The sequence below is a fragment of the Erythrobacter sp. THAF29 genome (assembly GCF_009363635.1).
Classification (GTDB): domain Bacteria; phylum Pseudomonadota; class Alphaproteobacteria; order Sphingomonadales; family Sphingomonadaceae; genus Erythrobacter.
Window position 1 is genome coordinate 1,786,792 of record NZ_CP045392.1, and the last position, 15,673, is coordinate 1,802,464.

Here is a 15,673-nt window from a genome sequence, read left to right on the forward strand (position 1 = left end):
ATCGAATTTGAAAGGTGACGGAAATGTCGACAGTTCTGGTAATCGGCGCGGGCGGCGTCAGCTCGGTTTGCGTGCACAAGATGGCGATGAACGCCGATATTTTTCCCGAAATCCACCTCGCCAGCCGGACCAAGTCGAAATGCGATGCGATCGCGGCCAGTGTGAAAGAGCGCACCGGTGAGGATCTGAAAACCTACGAGATCGACGCCGAAGAAGTCCCGGCGATGGTCAACCTCATCAGGAAAACGCAGCCCAGCCTCGTCGTCAATCTCGCGCTCCCCTATCAGGATTTGCCGATCATGGATGCCTGCCTGGAGGCGGGCGTGAACTATCTCGACACCGCCAATTACGAACCCAAGGACGAAGCGAAATTCGAATACAAGTGGCAGTGGGCCTATCACGACCGGTTCAAGGAAGCCGGGCTGATGGCGCTGCTCGGTTCGGGCTTCGATCCGGGCGTGACATCCGTCTTCACGATGTGGCTCAAGAAGCACAAGCTCAAGACGATCCGCCAGCTCGACATCCTCGATTGCAATGGCGGCGATCACGGCCAGCATTTCGCAACCAATTTCAACCCCGAGATCAATATCCGCGAAGTGACCGCGCCCGCACGGCACTGGGAGAATGGCGAATGGGTTGAAACGCCTGCGATGCAGGTGAAGACCGAGTTCGATTTCGAAGCGGTGGGCAAGCGAAACGCTTATCTGATGTATCACGAGGAGCTCGAAAGTCTCGCCAAGTTCATTCCCGAGCTGGAGCGTGCGCGGTTCTGGATGACATTCGGCGATGAATATATCAAACACCTCACCGTGCTGGAGAATGTCGGGATGACGCGGATCGATCCGGTCCGCTTCCAGGGCAAGGAGATCATCCCGCTGCAATTCCTCGCCGCGGTGCTGCCCAAGCCTGAAACTTTGGGCGAAAAGACCAAGGGCAACACCAATATCGGCGTGATCGCGACCGGCGAGGCGCTCGACGGATCGGGCGAAAAGACCTTTTACATCAACAATATCTGCAGCCACGAGGCGGCTTACGAGGAGACCGGCAACCAGGCGGTGAGCTACACCACCGGCGTGCCTGCGATGATCGGCAGCGCGCTGATGGTGCAGGGCATCTGGAAGGGTGAGGGCGTGTTCAACATGGAACAGATGGACCCCGACCCCTTCATGGAGATGCTGAACGAGCACGGCCTGGCATGGCAGGTGAAGGAGCTGGATGGGCCGGTCGGGTTCTGATGGAAACTAAAGCCGGCGATCCGGGCGCCTTTGCCCATTTTGACCTCTCCCGCGTCGACAGCCCTGCCTTCGTAGTCGATGCGGCGAAGCTGCGCGCCAATTGCCGGATCCTCGCCGACATTCGCGACCAGGCCGCGAGTGACGGGGGCAGCATCAAGGTGTTCGCCGCGCTCAAGGCGTTTTCGATGTGGTCCACCGCCCACATCATCGGCGAATATCTCGACGGCGTATGCGCGAGCGGGCTGTGGGAGGCGCGGCTGGCGAGCGAGTTTTACGATGGCGAGATCGCGACCTACTCTGCTGCGTTCAAGCCTGAAGAACTGGACGAGATCTGCCGCCTTTCCGATCACGTGATCTTCAATTCGCCCGGCCAGCTGAAGCGCGCGGCGCTTATCCTCGACAATGCGGCGGTCACCGGCGGGGATGTATCGGTAGGGCTGCGCATCAATCCGATGGTGCCGACCGGCGAAACCCCCAAATACGATCCGTCCGCCCCCGGCTCGCGGCTGGGCTTTCCGATCGACCAGCTCGACGAGGAGGCGATGGAGGGCGTCGAGGGCATTCACTTCCACAATCTGTGCGAGCAGACCTTCGAGCCGCTCCAGCGCACCTGGGACCGCGTGTTCGATGCGATCGAGCCGTGGTTCGGGCAGCTCAAATGGATCAATATGGGCGGCGGACACCATATCACCCGCGCCGATTACGAGCGCGACGAGCTGGTGCAATTCCTGCGAGATGCGGCTGCGGATACGGGCGCGGAAATCATCATCGAGCCGGGAGAGGCGGTCGCGCTCGATGCCGGCATTCTTGTGGGAACATTGCTGGATACGGGTTTCAACGAGGTGCCGATCGGGATCACCGATGTCAGCGCAACCTGCCACATGCCGGACGTGCTTGAGGCGCCTTACCGCCCGGCCATGCTCGGCGAATTGCAGGACGATAGCATTCCGATCCGCCTAGGCGGGCCATCGTGCCTCGCGGGTGACGTGATAGGCGACTATCGTCTGCCCGTACCCGCAGAGCCGGGCGCGCGTTTCGCCTTTCTCGACCAGGCGCATTATTCGATGGTAAAGACCAATACGTTCAACGGCGTCCAGCTGCCCAGCATCTGGCTGTGGGACAGCGATACGGACGCGCTCGAATGCGTGAAGCGTTTCGACTACGAGGATTTCCGCGACAGGCTTAGCTAGGCGTTCTTGCGCCCGAAGCCGCCCGCCTGACGGCGCACGCGCCTGCGGTCGCCTGTGGTTATCTCCCGCTCGCGGTCTACCATCACCCGACCACGCTCATTCTGGTTGATCGCGAGCGCAAGTTCGGCAAGCGCACCGAACTGCGCCGCAGCCTCTGCCACGCGCTCTTCGTCGCCCTCCGCGTTCAGCGCTCCACTTTCGAACAGGTTGCCGCTCTCTACCGCGACTACGACGGCGCCCTTTGTGAAGAGCGCACGCACAGCCTCGCCGTTAAATGCCTTCTCGAGCGCGAGCAGGTGCTCGACATAGGTCGGGTGGACGAGCACGCGCGCCTCGACCTGGTCATCGCTCCAGACTTCGAACACGTCCTCGAAGGCAGGGTGCACTTGGTCGACATAGGCAAGTTCGTGTCCGTCGAATTTGACGCTGTCCTTGCGGCCGCCGAGCCCGAACCACTTCTTGTGCTTGCCTGCGCGCTGGAGAAGCGTGGTAGAATGAAATGGGCGGCCAAATTCCATGTTGATGACCGCGCCGCGGAATACCGTCACCCAGCGGCGGTTCTTGCCCGAGCCGCGCCGTTCTTCGAGATGGCCTTCGTAGAGTTCGAAGCCGTGTCCTTCGAGATAGCCGAACCAGCGGTCTTCGAAATCCGATCGGTCGAATGACGGCACCAGGCCGTATTGGCAGCACGCCTCGAATTCCTGACCAGGCTCGACATCGTGCGAGTACTCGATGCCCAAGCTGCGTGCGATCGCCGAATTGATGCCGACCTTGATGGCTTTCTTCGCCTCGCTGATCGGAACATAACCCCATGCACCGACACCGCCGATGGCGAAGGCGCTGATCCAGAATTTGAAATCGCCCAGCGAGTACGGGATGAACCAAAGGAAGGCGAGGGCGGGGAGCAGGAAAGCGGCGCCCCACGTCCACCGGGAATAGGCCTTTTCCCTGGCCTCATCGCGCATGGTCGATTGCTCGGCGAGCCAATCGCCAAGATCCCCTTGCATCAATCCCTGTACGTCCGCGTGCATAACTTCGCCCGCCCTTCGTATAACCCTATGTGATCCTTTAACCAATTGAGGTTATTATATCGTTGCCTGCATTAGGAGGGGGCTGGAATGGGAATGTTCGTCTGGATCGTCATCGCGGCACTCGTATTGATCGCAGTGCTAATTATCTTTATTTACAACAACTTGGTCGGACTTCGTCAGAATGTACATCAAGGTGTCGCCGATATCGATGCCCAGCTTCGCCAGAGGCACGACCTGATTCCGAACCTCGTCGAAACGGTGAAGGGCTATGCGGGACACGAGGCCGCGACGCTCGAAGCGGTGATCCAGGCGCGCAATAATGCCGCCAAGGGCAGCCCGTCTTCGGGAGACGAGCAGCAGCTCAAAATCGCGTTGGACAACCTTCTGGCGCTCGGAGAGGCTTACCCCGATCTCAAAGCGTCGGCGAACTTCCAGGAGCTTCAGCGTGAGCTTGCGGACGTCGAAGACAAACTGGCTGCCGCTCGACGCGCGTTGAACGCTGCAGTTGCCCGCTTCAACACCGCACGTGAAGCATTCCCCGCGGTCCTGTTTGCGAGCGCGCTTGGTTTCAGCGAGGCGGATTTCCACCGTCTCGACGACAGCGAAAAGGGCACCGTCGACCAAGCGCCTGCAGTCGCATTCTGATACGCAGGAACTTTCGCGAACCCCAAGTTTTCTAGTTGCGAGAGCGCGCATAACGACTATATGCGCGCTTCCGCTGCCCCAAGGGACATACCGCAAGGCAGCCTCAAAACCGTTTGGTCAAACAGCTGAACCTTCTGGGGGTCCCTTGAATTGCACATTTACCCTGACGCCAAGACTGTAGCCCGGGCGCTTAAGCCCGACGAGCCAGTCATCCTCAACCGCCCCCAAGCCGCAACGCGCGCGGCCAGGTTTTTTGTCGAGAAGTTTCCCGGCAAGGTGCTGTACGCGGTGAAGGCGAACCCCGCCCCGGATTTGATCGAAATCCTGTGGAACGCGGGCGTAACGCATTACGATGTCGCGTCAATCGCCGAGGTTCGGCTAGTGCGGGCTTCTCTTCCCGAAGCCACGCTATGCTTCATGCACCCGATCAAGACGCCAAGCGCGATCAGGGAAGCCTATTTCAAGCACGGCGTAAAGACGTTCAGCCTCGACAGCATCGAGGAACTGGAGAAGATTGTCGATGCGTGCCGCGACCCGGAAACCGGCGAGGAAGCTGGCGACCTTCGCCTGTGCGTGCGTCTCCGCGTCTCCTCCGAGTATTCCGAGCTTTCGCTTGCATCGAAATTCGGCTGCGACCTGACCGAAGCTCCCGGCCTGCTCCAGCAGACCCGCCAGCATTGCGACTGGCTGGGCGTGTGCTTCCACGTCGGCAGCCAGGCAATGACGCCCTTCGCCTTCGTTCAGGCACTCGACCGCACCCGTGCGGCGATTGCCGAGGCTTCGGTCGTGATCGACATGATCGACGTGGGTGGAGGCTTTCCCAGCATCTATCCCGACATGGAGCCCCCGCCGCTTGAAGACTATTTCGCGATCATTGCTCAGCACTTCGAAGCGCTGCCAATCGCCTACAATGCAGAGCTGTGGTGCGAACCGGGCCGCGCGCTGTGCGCCGAATATTCGAGCATGATCGTGAAGGTCGAAAAGCGCCGCGGCAACGAGCTTTACATCAACGATGGAGCGTACGGCGCATTGTACGATGCGGCGCATGTCGCATGGCGGTTCCCGGTCAATGCGCTCGAAGACGATTTGCGTGATCCGCTCGAAGACTTCGCCTTCTATGGCCCGACCTGCGACGATGCCGACTACATGGCCGGCCCCTTTGCGCTGCCTGGCGATATCCAGGCGGGCGACTACTTCGAGATCGGCATGCTCGGAGCATACGGCGCAGCGATGAAGACCGGTTTCAACGGGTTCGGCGATGCCGAGCAGGTTATCGTCACCGATGAGCCGATGCTGAGCCTCTTCAACGGAACGCACGTTCGCGAACCGACCGACAACGTTGTCAATTTGCGCTAGGCGCTGCTTACAAGCTCGTCCTATGATCGCTCGCCAGCGGAGCAGGAGGGCGATGATGCATAGCGGGGAATCGGCGGAGAAAATTGGCGACTTTGTCGGGATCTCCCGGTCCGGAAGGATGGCAGAGGTCACCTTCGACCGAGGTGATGATCTCAACGCGCTTTCTGTCCAGGCCATGGAGGAATTGAAAGCGGCTGCGGACCTGCTTTCCCGCGATACATCTGTCTCGGCAGTCTTGCTGACCGGCGGCGCGGTCTTTTCTGCAGGAGCCGATCTGGGCGACCCGGCGCTTCGCAAGCGCTCCTCCATGTCGCTACTCGAGCAGCGCGAAGCCGTGCGACTAGGGCCGGACCTGTGCGAAGCTTGGGCGAGGCTGGAGCAGATCACCATCGCCGCTATCGAGGGATTCTGCATCGGCGGCGGCCTTGCCCTTGCAGTGTCGTGCGACCATCGCGTCGCGTCGCAGGACGCCCACTTCCGACTTCCCGAAGTGCCACTCGGCATGAACATGAGTTGGCGCTCCATCCCGCGGATCGTCGCGCTCATCGGTCCGTCGCGCGCGAAGGAACTGGTTGTCCTTGGGCAGAAGGTCGAAGCGGAAAAGGCTTTGGCCTGGGGACTGGTCGACCGCATCGTGGGAAAAGGTGAAGCAAACGACGCGGCCCGGGCACTTGCCCGGGACTATTGCGCAGTTCCCCCAATAGCTGCCCGCATGGCAAAGGAGGCGATCGAGGCAAGTGCGCACTCGCTCGCTTATGCAACGAGTTTCATGGATCGCGACCAGTTCCTGCTTTCACGAACCTCGAAAGACCACGAAGAGGCGGTCAGAGCATTTTCGGAAAAGCGGGCGCCGAAGTTTGGCGGAGATTAGCCGCTGGCAAATTCAAGTCACGCGAAGGGAAAGTCGTCCCTGCGCGCCAATGCCGCAATTTCTCCGTAACCCAGCCGGTGGTCGCCGGCCTTCTCGATCACGTATTCCGTTCGGCGTTCCGAAGGTAGCAGCATGATGTACCGGACCAATTCCGCGAGCGATCCGTGGCGTATGCTCTTGACTGCATCGAGCAATCCCCCGCCGTCATCGGCGCGGTGCAATGTGCAATAGGCTTCCCAGTCCAGCGAACCACTCATCGAGCATTCTCCTCTTTCAGCCCCTCAACGCAAGATATTCATGCAAAAGCGAGGTTGGCAAGCGGGAGAGAGGCGCTCTTTCGGATTACGACCTAATCAAACCCGACGAACCGGACTGCGTCCTCCTTGGGCTTGCGGTTGGTGTAAACCCGGTTTGCGGGAAAATCGGGGTCGGGCCAGCCCATCGCGACCGCTTTCATGATCACCTGCTCATCGGGAATGCCCGCATGTTCGCGGACGACCGGGCTTTGCATGATGCCCTGCGAGTTGATCACGCAGCCAAGCCCGCGCGACCACGCGGCATTGACGAGCGCGGTGGTTGCCGCGCCGCAGTCGAAGGCGGTGTCGTCGCTGGTCGAAAGCTCGCGGTCGTAGGTGACAATTACGCAGACAGGCGCATCGAACTGGCGAAATCCACGCAGCACCCAGTCCTGCCGAGCATCCTTGTCATCGCGCGCGATGCCCATCTCCGTGAACAGTTGGACGGCAACCTCGATCTGCCGCTCGCGGTGGACGCCCGCGAAGGGTTCGCCACGACGGAATTCGCGGCTGTCGGGTTCGCCTGCGAGGATGCGCTCGGTGTTGCCCTTGCGGATACGGTCGAGTGGCTCGCCCGTGATGACGTGAAAGTGCCAGGGCTGGGTATTCATCGAGGTGGGCGAGCGCATGGCGAGCTCGAGAATCTCCTCGATCAGCTCGCGCGGAACGGGCTTGTCGAGATAGCCGCGGATCGAACGCCGCCCGCGCACCACTTCTTCAAACGTCTGCTTTTCGTTTCCGCCCACGCGTCTCTCCCGAATCTGTTCGGCAGAGAGCTAGCGCAGGTGCCGCGCTCGGCAAAGAACGTTACGGAACCGCCAACTCAGCCCTGAAAATAGGGCTTGTCGCCCGCAATCGTCACGCGCTCCATTACGCGGCGAGCGGGGAAGTAGTCGGACACGGCAAGGTGCTGGCACACGCGGTTGTCCCAGAAGGCGATCGAACCGACCTCCCAGCGAAAGCGGCACTGGATTTCGACGTCCATCGCGGTTTTGTAGAGGTGGGAAAGCAGCCACCGGCTTTCTTCTGCCGAGAGTCCCTCGATATGAGAGGTGAAGGCGGTGTTGACATAGATCACCCGCTCGCCGGTTTCGGGATGGGTGCGGATCACCGGATGGCGCATAGGCGGATATTGGTCGTGAAGCTCTTCTGGAGCCTTTTTCAGCCGCCGTGCGAAAACCCGGCTGATGTCATGCACTGCGGTCAGCCCTTCGCAAAAACACTTCATCTGGTCGGACAGCCGCTCATAGGCGAGGTGCATGTTCGCAAAGCAGGTATCCCCGCCGCATTCGGGCACCTCGCGCGCTAGCAGGATCGAACCGAGCGAAGGCTTCTCGCGCCAGGTCACGTCCGAATGCCAGTTGTTCTCCTGACCCCGGCTCTTGGGACCATGGGCGATCCGCAGCACTTCGGGATTGGGCTGGTCCTTGGGAGTGGCCGGATGCACTTCGAGCTCGCCGAAATGGCGGGCAAAGGCGATGTGCTGTTCCTGCGTCAGATCCTGGTCGCGGAAAAAGATCACACCGTGCTTGAGCAGCGCGGCACGGATTGCGGGAATACGGCTGGCGATGTCGGTTGCGCCAAGATCGATGTTTAGGATTTCCGCTCCGATCGCCGGCGTCATCGGTTTGATCGTCAATCCGCCGGTGTCCAGCTTTGCGCGATCGAATGTGGTCGCCATCGTGCCTCTCCCTTGCGGTAGAGGATGCGCGATTACGCCGTCCCCATCAAGCGGCTTTGCGCAATTCCATCTCCAGACGGTCCCAGATCTCGACCAGCGCCCCGGTCAGCTCGTCCATCATTTCCTCGGTGTGCATCGGGCCGGGGGTGAAGCGCAGACGCTCGGTGCCGCGCGGCACGGTCGGGAAATTGATCGGCTGGACGTAGACGCCGTACTCGGCGAGCAGGATGTCGCTGATCTTCTTCGCGCGCACCGGATCGCCGACCATCAGCGGGACGATGTGGGTCACGCTATCCATCACTGGAAGGCCGGCTTCGGCGAATTTCAGCTTGAGCATCGCGGCGGCCTGCTGCTGCGCGTTGCGCTCGACATTGCTTTCTTTCAGATGCTTCACCGAAGCCAGCACGCCGGCAACGAGCACGGGGCTGAGCGAAGTCGTAAAGATGAATCCTGGCGCGTAGGAGCGGATGCAGTCGATTATGCGCGTGTCGGCTGCGATATAGCCGCCCATAACGCCAAACGCCTTGCCTAGCGTTCCTTCGATGATGTCGATCCGGTGAGCGGCGTTGTCACGCTCGGAGATGCCGCCGCCATGTTCTCCATACATACCGACCGCGTGGACCTCGTCGATATAGGTGAGCGCGTTGTATTTCTCGGCGAGGTCGCAGATCGCGTGGATCGGGGCGATGTCCCCGTCCATCGAATAGACGCTTTCGAAGGCGATGACCTTGGGCGTGTCTTCATCCTCGGCGGCGAGAAGCTCTTCGAGGTGACGCATGTCATTGTGACGGAAAATGCGTTTCTCGCAGCCCGAATTGCGGATGCCTGCAATCATGCTGGCGTGGTTCAACTCGTCGGAGAAGATCACGCAGCCCGGCAGCAGCTTGCCAAGCGTCGAGAGGGTAGCGTCGTTGGAAACATAGCCGCTGGTGAAGGTCAGCGCGGCTTGCTTGCCATGAAGCCCGGCGAGTTCTTTTTCGAGTTCGACATGGAGGTGTGTATTACCGCCGATATTGCGCGTGCCGCCCGATCCCGCGCCGACATCATGCAGCGCGTCCTCCATCGCTCCGATGACTTTTTCGTGCTGGCCCATGCACAGATAATCGTTCGAGCACCAAACGGTGATGGGCTTGGGACCATTATGACCATGGAAACAGCGCGCGTTGGGATAAGCGCCCTTGTTTCGCAAGATGTCGATGAACACGCGATACCGGCCTTCTTCGTGGAGGCGGTCGATCGCGGAGTCGAAAATCTGGTCGTAGTTCACACTAGCGCTCTTGGTCGGCGGAAGCTTGGAGAGGTTCTTGAAACGCGCCCGATTTAGGCACTTCGCGCTCGTTTTGCCACCGCGATCTTTGCGAGTCGCTCGCAGCTAGAATTCGCGGATTTCGTCGATTCCAAGCTTTGCGAGTTCGCGGGCCAGCCTTTCGAACTGGCCGAACGCGCCGGTGGTAATGGCGGAGTCAGGTTCCGAGCGTGCGAACGGCTGACCTTCTGTAAGCGCAACGATCCGTCGCGCGATCCCCTCCGCACCATCGACGAGCGCAACGTCCCGGCCGAGAACGCTTTGAAGTTCATCGCGCAGAAGCGGGAAATGGGTGCAGGCCAGGACGACGGTGTCGATCTCGTTGGCGCGCGGCCTCTCAAGCAGGCCGGCTACCGCCCGCTCGATCTGCGTGGCATCCACGGGATTCCCCCGTAACTTTGCTTCGGCGGGATCGACCAGGCCGGGAGCGGCGTGGCGCAGCAGGAGCTTGTCGCTGGCGAATTCGCGCTCGAGATTGTCGACGTAGGATTGCCTGATGGTTGCCTCGGTACCGAGCAGGCCGATCACGCCTGACCTGGTCATTGCAGCGGCGGGCTTGATCGCGGGGACGGTGCCGACGATCGGGATCTCCAGCACGTCGCGCACCATGCCGAGTGCGATAGTGCTCGCAGTGTTGCAGGCGATGCAGATGAGGCGCGGATGGTAACGCTCCGCCATCCTTCCGAGCAGACCGCAAACCCGTGCCGCGACTTCGGCCTCGGTCTTCTTGCCATAGGGCAACCCTGCAAGGTCGGCGGCGTAGATTACAGGCGCATCGGGCAGAATTCGTCGCAACGCGGCCAGCACCGTCAGCCCGCCTACACCGGAATCGAACACGAGAATGGGGGAAGATGCGTCGGTAATGGTCTGAATAGCCCGATGTAAACTTGTGATGTCGCGGTCTTTTACTTAGGCACGGACAAAAGGGAAGCCACGGGATCGGCTAAAGGGACGCGATGGAAATCTTTCTGGCATTGTTGTTCGGGTTCGCCTGCGGGTCGGTTCCCTTCGGGCTTATCCTCACGCAGGCTGCGGGTCTTGGCGATGTCCGCAAGATCGGCAGTGGAAGCATCGGCGCGACCAATGTGCTGCGGACCGGAAACAAGGGTCTGGCCGCAGCAACCGTGCTGCTCGATGCGGCGAAAGGGGCGGTACCGGTTCTGGTTGCGCCCCTGATGTTTCCGTCCGCGACGAGCGCGCTCGGCGGGCCTGCGGAACTGGCTGCGGTCGGCGCGGTTGCCGGGCACTGCTTCACGCCCTGGCTGAAATTCAGGGGCGGAAAGGGATTTGCGACTGCGGCTGGGGTGCTGGGTGCGCTCAACTGGCCGCTTATGCTGCTTTGCGCCGGCATATGGGCGACGACGCTGGCAATCAGCAGGATTTCATCGGTATCATCGATGACGACCGTAGTGGCAGCGCCAATCATGGCGGCGGTCTTCGGTCATGATGGACTGGTGGCCGCGCTGATTGCGATCGCGCTGATCGTGCTCGTCCAGCACCGTGCCAACATTGGGCGATTGATGCGCGGCGAAGAGCCAAAGGTTGGCTCGAGCAAGTGAGCCTTTCACAAGCCGAAGCTTTCGCGCGCATACGGCTGCTGCGATCACCCAATATCGGGCCGGTCAGCTATGCTGCGCTGCTGGGCCGCTTCGGGACTGCGGAGGCCGCGCTGGAGGCAATGCCGGAACTGCCAAGACGCGGGAAAGGCGCGTATAGACCAGCGCCAGCTAACCGGATCGAGGCGGAGATCACCGCCGTGAGAAAAGCGGGTGCGCGATATCTGTTCCACGACCAGCCGGATTATCCCGCTTTGCTCGCCGAGCTCGAGAGCGCGCCTCCCATCGTGACTTGCCGTGGTGACTTGTCGCTTGCATCGAGACCCTGTGTCGCAATGGTTGGCGCAAGGAACGCCAGCGCAGCGGCGGTCAAGCTTGCGCGCGGGTTTGCCACTGAGCTTTCGCAGTCGGGCTTCACCGTAGTCTCGGGTCTTGCGCGCGGCATCGACGGCGCAGCGCATGAAGGGGCGTTTCCGCGCACCATCGGGGTGATCGCCAGCGGGATCGATATCGCGTACCCGCCGCAACACGAAGAGCTTCAGGAAAAGATCGCGAGCGAGGGCCTGTTGATTGCCGAGCAACCGCCGGGGACCGAGCCGCGTGGGCGGCATTTTCCGAGCCGCAACCGGATGATCGCCGGACTTGCGAGCGGGACGCTAGTGGTCGAGGCCGCACCCAAATCGGGTTCGCTGATCACCGCGCGGCTGGCGGGAGAAGCGGGCAGGGAGGTAATGGCAATCCCCGGCTCACCGCTCGATACGCGCTCATTGGGCTGCAACCAGCTCATCCGTGATGGCGCTGTTCTTGTGCAGAGCCCTGAGGAAGTTGCGGAACTTCTTGAGAGCTTTACCGGCGCGCCGCGGTCAAGCTTTCGGTTCGCGGAAAACGGGATGGAGTTCGATTTTGCCGAGCTCGCCGGAGCCGATCCATGCGAGGGCGCCGATGCAGTCTCGGGCCTGTTATCTACCGCCCCTGTCGGTGTCGACGAACTCATCCGCCAATCGGGCGCGAGCGCTCCTGCGGTTCACATGGCGCTGCTCGAACTGGAAATCGCCGGGGAATTGGAGCGGCATGCGGGTGGACTGGTGAGCCTCACCGGTGCAAGCAATCAAACGAATTGATCTGAGGGGCGCAACAGCCGCATGAAACGCGAAGCGACATTATCGAACCTGCTTAACCAGACCTTTGCCGAGCTTGGCGCGAACACCCAGCTCGTTGCGATCTATCTGGCGATAACTATCCCGCTCAGCGCGGTGGCGGCTTTTTATCAAGGCGGCGAAACCACGATTGCGGGATTCGATTTCGGGTTCACCATCGGCGAAAACCTGCTTGCTCTGGGCGCGCTTGCGGTCATTGTGGTCCTTGCAGCGGTCATTGCGTCGGTCGTTCTCCAGTTCTGGCTCTATGCAGGCATGGTCCGACGTTCCACAGAGCTCAATCTCAGCAGGTTCTGGCCTTGGATCGGGATCTACATCCTCGCGACGCTAGGCATCACATTCGGTTTTCTTTTTCTCATCGTGCCCGGCATCATCATCGCGATCCGTTGGCTCATCGTCCTGCCTTTGGTCATCGAAGGCAAGCTGCCTGCGATGGACACGTTTGGCGAAAGCTGGGAGCTGACCCGTGGTCGCAGCTGGTCCATCTTCGGCGCGGCAGTGATCTTGTTCATCGGTCTTGCCGTGATTGGAAGCGTCCTTGGCGGCGTATCGAGCCTCGTTGGGGGGATATCGAGCATTCCAGCTGCGGTTGTATCGGGTTTTGCCGAAGCCCTCTCGACAGCGGTGTTCACCGCTTTCGCTGTCGGAGCCTATCGCCTGCTGCGCGATGACACCGAAGAGCTGGCCGAGGTTTTCGGCTGACGGAAAAATTTGATCGGGACCGCATTACCCGCTTGACGGGTCGAGAATCCCGACCCCACTCTCGCGCGTACGTACACGTGTAGGGACTTCAGAACAGACCACCATGCAACTCGTTATCGTTGAGTCGCCCGCCAAGGCGAAGACAATCGAGAAATATCTCGGCAAGGACTTCAAGGTTCTCGCCAGCTACGGCCATGTCCGCGACCTGCCCCCCAAGGATGGCAGCGTCCGCCCGGACGAGGATTTCGCGATGGATTGGGAACTCTATCGCGACAAGCAGAAGCGGTTCAAGGAAATCGCCGACGCGGCCAAGGAGGCCGACAGACTCGTGCTCGCGACCGACCCCGACCGCGAAGGCGAGGCAATCAGCTGGCACGTCCAGGAACTGCTGAAAAAGCGCAAGGCCTTGCCCGTCAAGGTGGACCGGGTGACCTTCAACGCCATCACCAAGAACGCCGTGACCGAGGCGATGGCGCACCCTCGCGATCTCGACCAGCCTTTGATCGACGCCTATCTCGCCCGCCGCGCGCTCGATTACCTGTTCGGCTTCACGCTCTCGCCGGTGCTGTGGCGCAAGCTGCCGGGCGCCAAATCGGCAGGCCGCGTGCAGTCGGTCGCACTTCGTCTGATCGTCGACCGCGAACGCGAAATCGAGGCGTTCAAGCCTCAGGAATACTGGTCGGTCATCGCCAAGCTGCAGCACGACGGCACGCCGTTCGATGCACGACTGGTGCGGTTCAAGGGCGAGAAGCTTGAGAAGCTCTCGCTCGGCAATGAAGCGATCGCGAACGAGGCGAAGGCCGCAGTCGAAAGCGGCCGCTTCACGGTCGAAGAGGTCGAGACAAAGCCGCTCAAGCGCAACCCGGCCCCGCCGTTCACCACCTCGACCATGCAGCAGGAAGCGGCGCGAAAGCTCGGCTTTTCGGCCAGCCACACGATGCGGCTTGCGCAATCGCTCTACGAGGCGGGCGCGATCACCTATATGCGTACCGACGGCGTGCAGATGGACATGTCCGCGATCATGGCTGCGCGCGAGGCGATCGAGGAACGCTTCTCGCCCGAATACCGTCCGGAAAAGCCGCGCTTCTATTCGAGCAAGGCCAAGAACGCGCAGGAAGCCCACGAAGCCATTAGGCCGACCAATTTCTCCCGCGACAAGGCGGGCACGGGGGACGAGGCGAAGCTCTATTCGCTGATCTTCAAGCGCGCGATGGCCAGCCAGATGGCCGCGGCCCAGCTTGAGCGTACCACCGTGACCCTGCGCGATGCCACCGGCCAGCACGAGCTGCGGGCGACCGGCCAGGTAATCAAGTTTCCCGGCTTCTTCGCGGTCTATCAGGAAGGCTTCGACGACAAAGAGGGTGAGGACGAAGACGGCCTGCTGCCCGCAATGCACAGGGGCGACCTGCCGGCCAAGAACGCGGTCGAAGCGAACCAGCACTTTACTCAGCCGCCGCCGCGCTTTTCGGAAGCCTCACTCGTCAAACGGCTCGAGGAACTCGGCATCGGGCGTCCTTCGACCTACGCCTCGACCATCCAGACGCTGCGCGATCGCGACTATGTTCGGATGGAAAAGGGGCGTTTCCACGCGGAGGAAAGCGGACGGCTGCTGACAGCCTTCCTCGAGCGATTCTTCCCGACCTATGTCGCGTACGATTTTACTGCGGGGATGGAAGAAGAACTCGACACTGTTTCGGACGGACGCGAGGATTACAAGGATCTGCTCGCGAACTTCTGGAAGGACTTCAAGCCCAAGACCGAGGAGGTCATGGAAAAGCTGCCTTCCGAGGTTACAGAGGTTCTGGATGAATACCTGTCCGACTACCTCTTCCCGCCGCGCGACGACGGGAAGGATCCACGCTTTTGTCCGCTTTGCGAGCAGGAAGGTCGTGAAGGGGGGCGCCTGAGCCTTCGCGGTGGCCGTTTCGGGGCGTTTATCGCGTGCAAGAACTATCCCGAATGCAAGTACACACGCCGCTTCGCCCAGCCGGGCGCTGACGGTTCGGACCCGGCGGAAGATGGCCTCATGGGCACCCATCCGGAGACCGGGGCGGAAATCCATCGCAAGTCGGGCCGCTTCGGCCCATATGTCGAGATGGAAGTCGACGGTACGAAAAAGCGCGCCTCGATCCCGAAGGACCTCGACGATTTCGATCTCGAATGGGCGATCAAATTGCTCGATCTGCCGCGCATTGTCGGTGCTCACCCGGAAACCGGCAAGGAGATCGAGGCCGCGATCGGGCGCTACGGCCCCTATCTTCGCCATGACGGGAAGTACGCCAAGCTCCAGAACACGCGCGAGGTGTTCGAAATCGGCATGAACCGCGCCGTCGATGCGTTGGCGCAAGCGGCCAATCGCAAGGGCGGCGGGCGGCAAAAGGCCGAGCCGATCAAGACACTTGGCGAACATCCCACGAGCGGCGGCGAGATCAAGGTCATGCCTGGCCGCTATGGTCCCTATGTCACCGACGGCAATGTCAACGCGACCATCCCGAAGGATATCAAGCCCGAGGAAATCGAGGCTGCAAAGGCGATCGAACTGATCGATGCACGCGCGGCCAAGGGACCGGCCAAGAAGAAACGCAAAAAAGCGGCGCCGAAGAAAAAGGCGACCGCAAAGAAAAAGGCCAAGTCAACCGGTACTTAA

At 61.0% G+C, this 15,673-nt stretch carries 15 protein-coding genes; 9 read left to right on the forward strand and 6 right to left on the reverse strand.

Annotated elements, in window-relative coordinates:
* Window positions 1-23 precede the first annotated feature (23 nt).
* A complete protein-coding gene (locus FIU90_RS08620; protein ID WP_152434372.1) occupies window positions 24-1,235 on the forward strand; it encodes a saccharopine dehydrogenase family protein in 1,212 nt (403 codons plus the stop codon).
* Window positions 1,235-2,425 carry a carboxynorspermidine decarboxylase gene (locus tag FIU90_RS08625; protein ID WP_152434373.1) on the forward strand — a complete coding sequence of 397 codons (1,191 nt, stop codon included), beginning with the start codon at window positions 1,235-1,237 and terminating at the stop codon, window positions 2,423-2,425. The genes FIU90_RS08620 and FIU90_RS08625 overlap by 1 nt, the downstream gene beginning before the upstream one ends.
* Here FIU90_RS08625 and FIU90_RS08630 read toward each other — a convergent pair.
* A complete protein-coding gene (locus FIU90_RS08630) occupies window positions 2,422-3,456 on the reverse strand; it encodes a DUF3137 domain-containing protein (RefSeq protein WP_152434374.1) in 1,035 nt (344 codons plus the stop codon). The genes FIU90_RS08625 and FIU90_RS08630 overlap by 4 nt on opposite strands.
* An 87-nt stretch (window positions 3,457-3,543) precedes the next feature.
* Here FIU90_RS08630 and FIU90_RS08635 point away from each other — a divergent pair, with 87 nt between their 5' ends.
* The 3 genes from FIU90_RS08635 (at window position 3,544) to FIU90_RS08645 (ending at window position 6,328) form a co-directional block, all read left to right on the forward strand.
* Complete coding sequence (locus FIU90_RS08635; protein ID WP_234029466.1) at window positions 3,544-4,101, forward strand: LemA family protein; 558 nt, start codon at window positions 3,544-3,546, stop codon at window positions 4,099-4,101.
* Window positions 4,102-4,251: 150 nt separating this feature from the next.
* Window positions 4,252-5,457: a type III PLP-dependent enzyme gene (locus FIU90_RS08640; protein ID WP_152434375.1), complete on the forward strand. Its 1,206-nt coding sequence runs from the start codon at window positions 4,252-4,254 to the stop codon at window positions 5,455-5,457.
* A gap of 118 nt (window positions 5,458-5,575) precedes the next feature.
* Window positions 5,576-6,328 (forward strand): enoyl-CoA hydratase/isomerase family protein, encoded by a 753-nt coding sequence (locus tag FIU90_RS08645; RefSeq protein WP_199799324.1) that lies wholly within the window; start codon window positions 5,576-5,578, stop codon window positions 6,326-6,328.
* Window positions 6,329-6,345: 17 nt separating this feature from the next.
* Here FIU90_RS08645 and FIU90_RS08650 read toward each other — a convergent pair whose 3' ends face one another.
* From FIU90_RS08650 to murI, 5 genes are all read right to left on the reverse strand, one after another.
* Window positions 6,346-6,585 carry a hypothetical protein gene (locus FIU90_RS08650; protein WP_152434376.1) on the reverse strand — a complete coding sequence of 80 codons (240 nt, stop codon included), beginning with the start codon at window positions 6,583-6,585 and terminating at the stop codon, window positions 6,346-6,348.
* Window positions 6,586-6,677: 92 nt separating this feature from the next.
* Window positions 6,678-7,370 carry a nitroreductase gene (locus FIU90_RS08655; RefSeq protein ID WP_152434377.1) on the reverse strand — a complete coding sequence of 231 codons (693 nt, stop codon included), beginning with the start codon at window positions 7,368-7,370 and terminating at the stop codon, window positions 6,678-6,680.
* A gap of 77 nt (window positions 7,371-7,447) precedes the next feature.
* Entirely contained in the window at window positions 7,448-8,305 is an 858-nt protein-coding gene (locus FIU90_RS08660; protein WP_152434378.1) for a TauD/TfdA family dioxygenase, read from the reverse strand.
* A 46-nt stretch (window positions 8,306-8,351) separates the two neighbouring features.
* Entirely contained in the window at window positions 8,352-9,572 is a 1,221-nt protein-coding gene (hemA, locus tag FIU90_RS08665) for a 5-aminolevulinate synthase (protein WP_152434379.1), read from the reverse strand.
* Window positions 9,573-9,677: 105 nt separating this feature from the next.
* Window positions 9,678-10,448 (reverse strand): glutamate racemase, encoded by a 771-nt coding sequence (gene murI / locus FIU90_RS08670; protein ID WP_234029467.1) that lies wholly within the window; start codon window positions 10,446-10,448, stop codon window positions 9,678-9,680.
* A 119-nt stretch (window positions 10,449-10,567) separates the two neighbouring features.
* Here murI and plsY point away from each other — a divergent pair, with 119 nt between their 5' ends.
* The 4 genes from plsY to topA all read left to right on the forward strand — a co-directional run bounded on the left by plsY (window position 10,568) and on the right by topA (window position 15,673).
* Window positions 10,568-11,170: a glycerol-3-phosphate 1-O-acyltransferase PlsY gene (gene plsY / locus FIU90_RS08675; RefSeq protein WP_152434381.1), complete on the forward strand. Its 603-nt coding sequence runs from the start codon at window positions 10,568-10,570 to the stop codon at window positions 11,168-11,170.
* On the forward strand, window positions 11,167-12,288 hold the full coding sequence (gene dprA / locus FIU90_RS08680) for a DNA-processing protein DprA (protein WP_234029468.1): 1,122 nt from the start codon (window positions 11,167-11,169) through the stop codon (window positions 12,286-12,288). Before plsY ends, dprA begins: the two co-directional genes overlap by 4 nt.
* A 21-nt stretch (window positions 12,289-12,309) precedes the next feature.
* Window positions 12,310-13,026 (forward strand): glycerophosphoryl diester phosphodiesterase membrane domain-containing protein, encoded by a 717-nt coding sequence (locus FIU90_RS08685; protein ID WP_152434383.1) that lies wholly within the window; start codon window positions 12,310-12,312, stop codon window positions 13,024-13,026.
* Window positions 13,027-13,129: 103 nt separating this feature from the next.
* Window positions 13,130-15,673 carry a type I DNA topoisomerase gene (gene topA, locus FIU90_RS08690; protein WP_152434384.1) on the forward strand — a complete coding sequence of 848 codons (2,544 nt, stop codon included), beginning with the start codon at window positions 13,130-13,132 and terminating at the stop codon, window positions 15,671-15,673.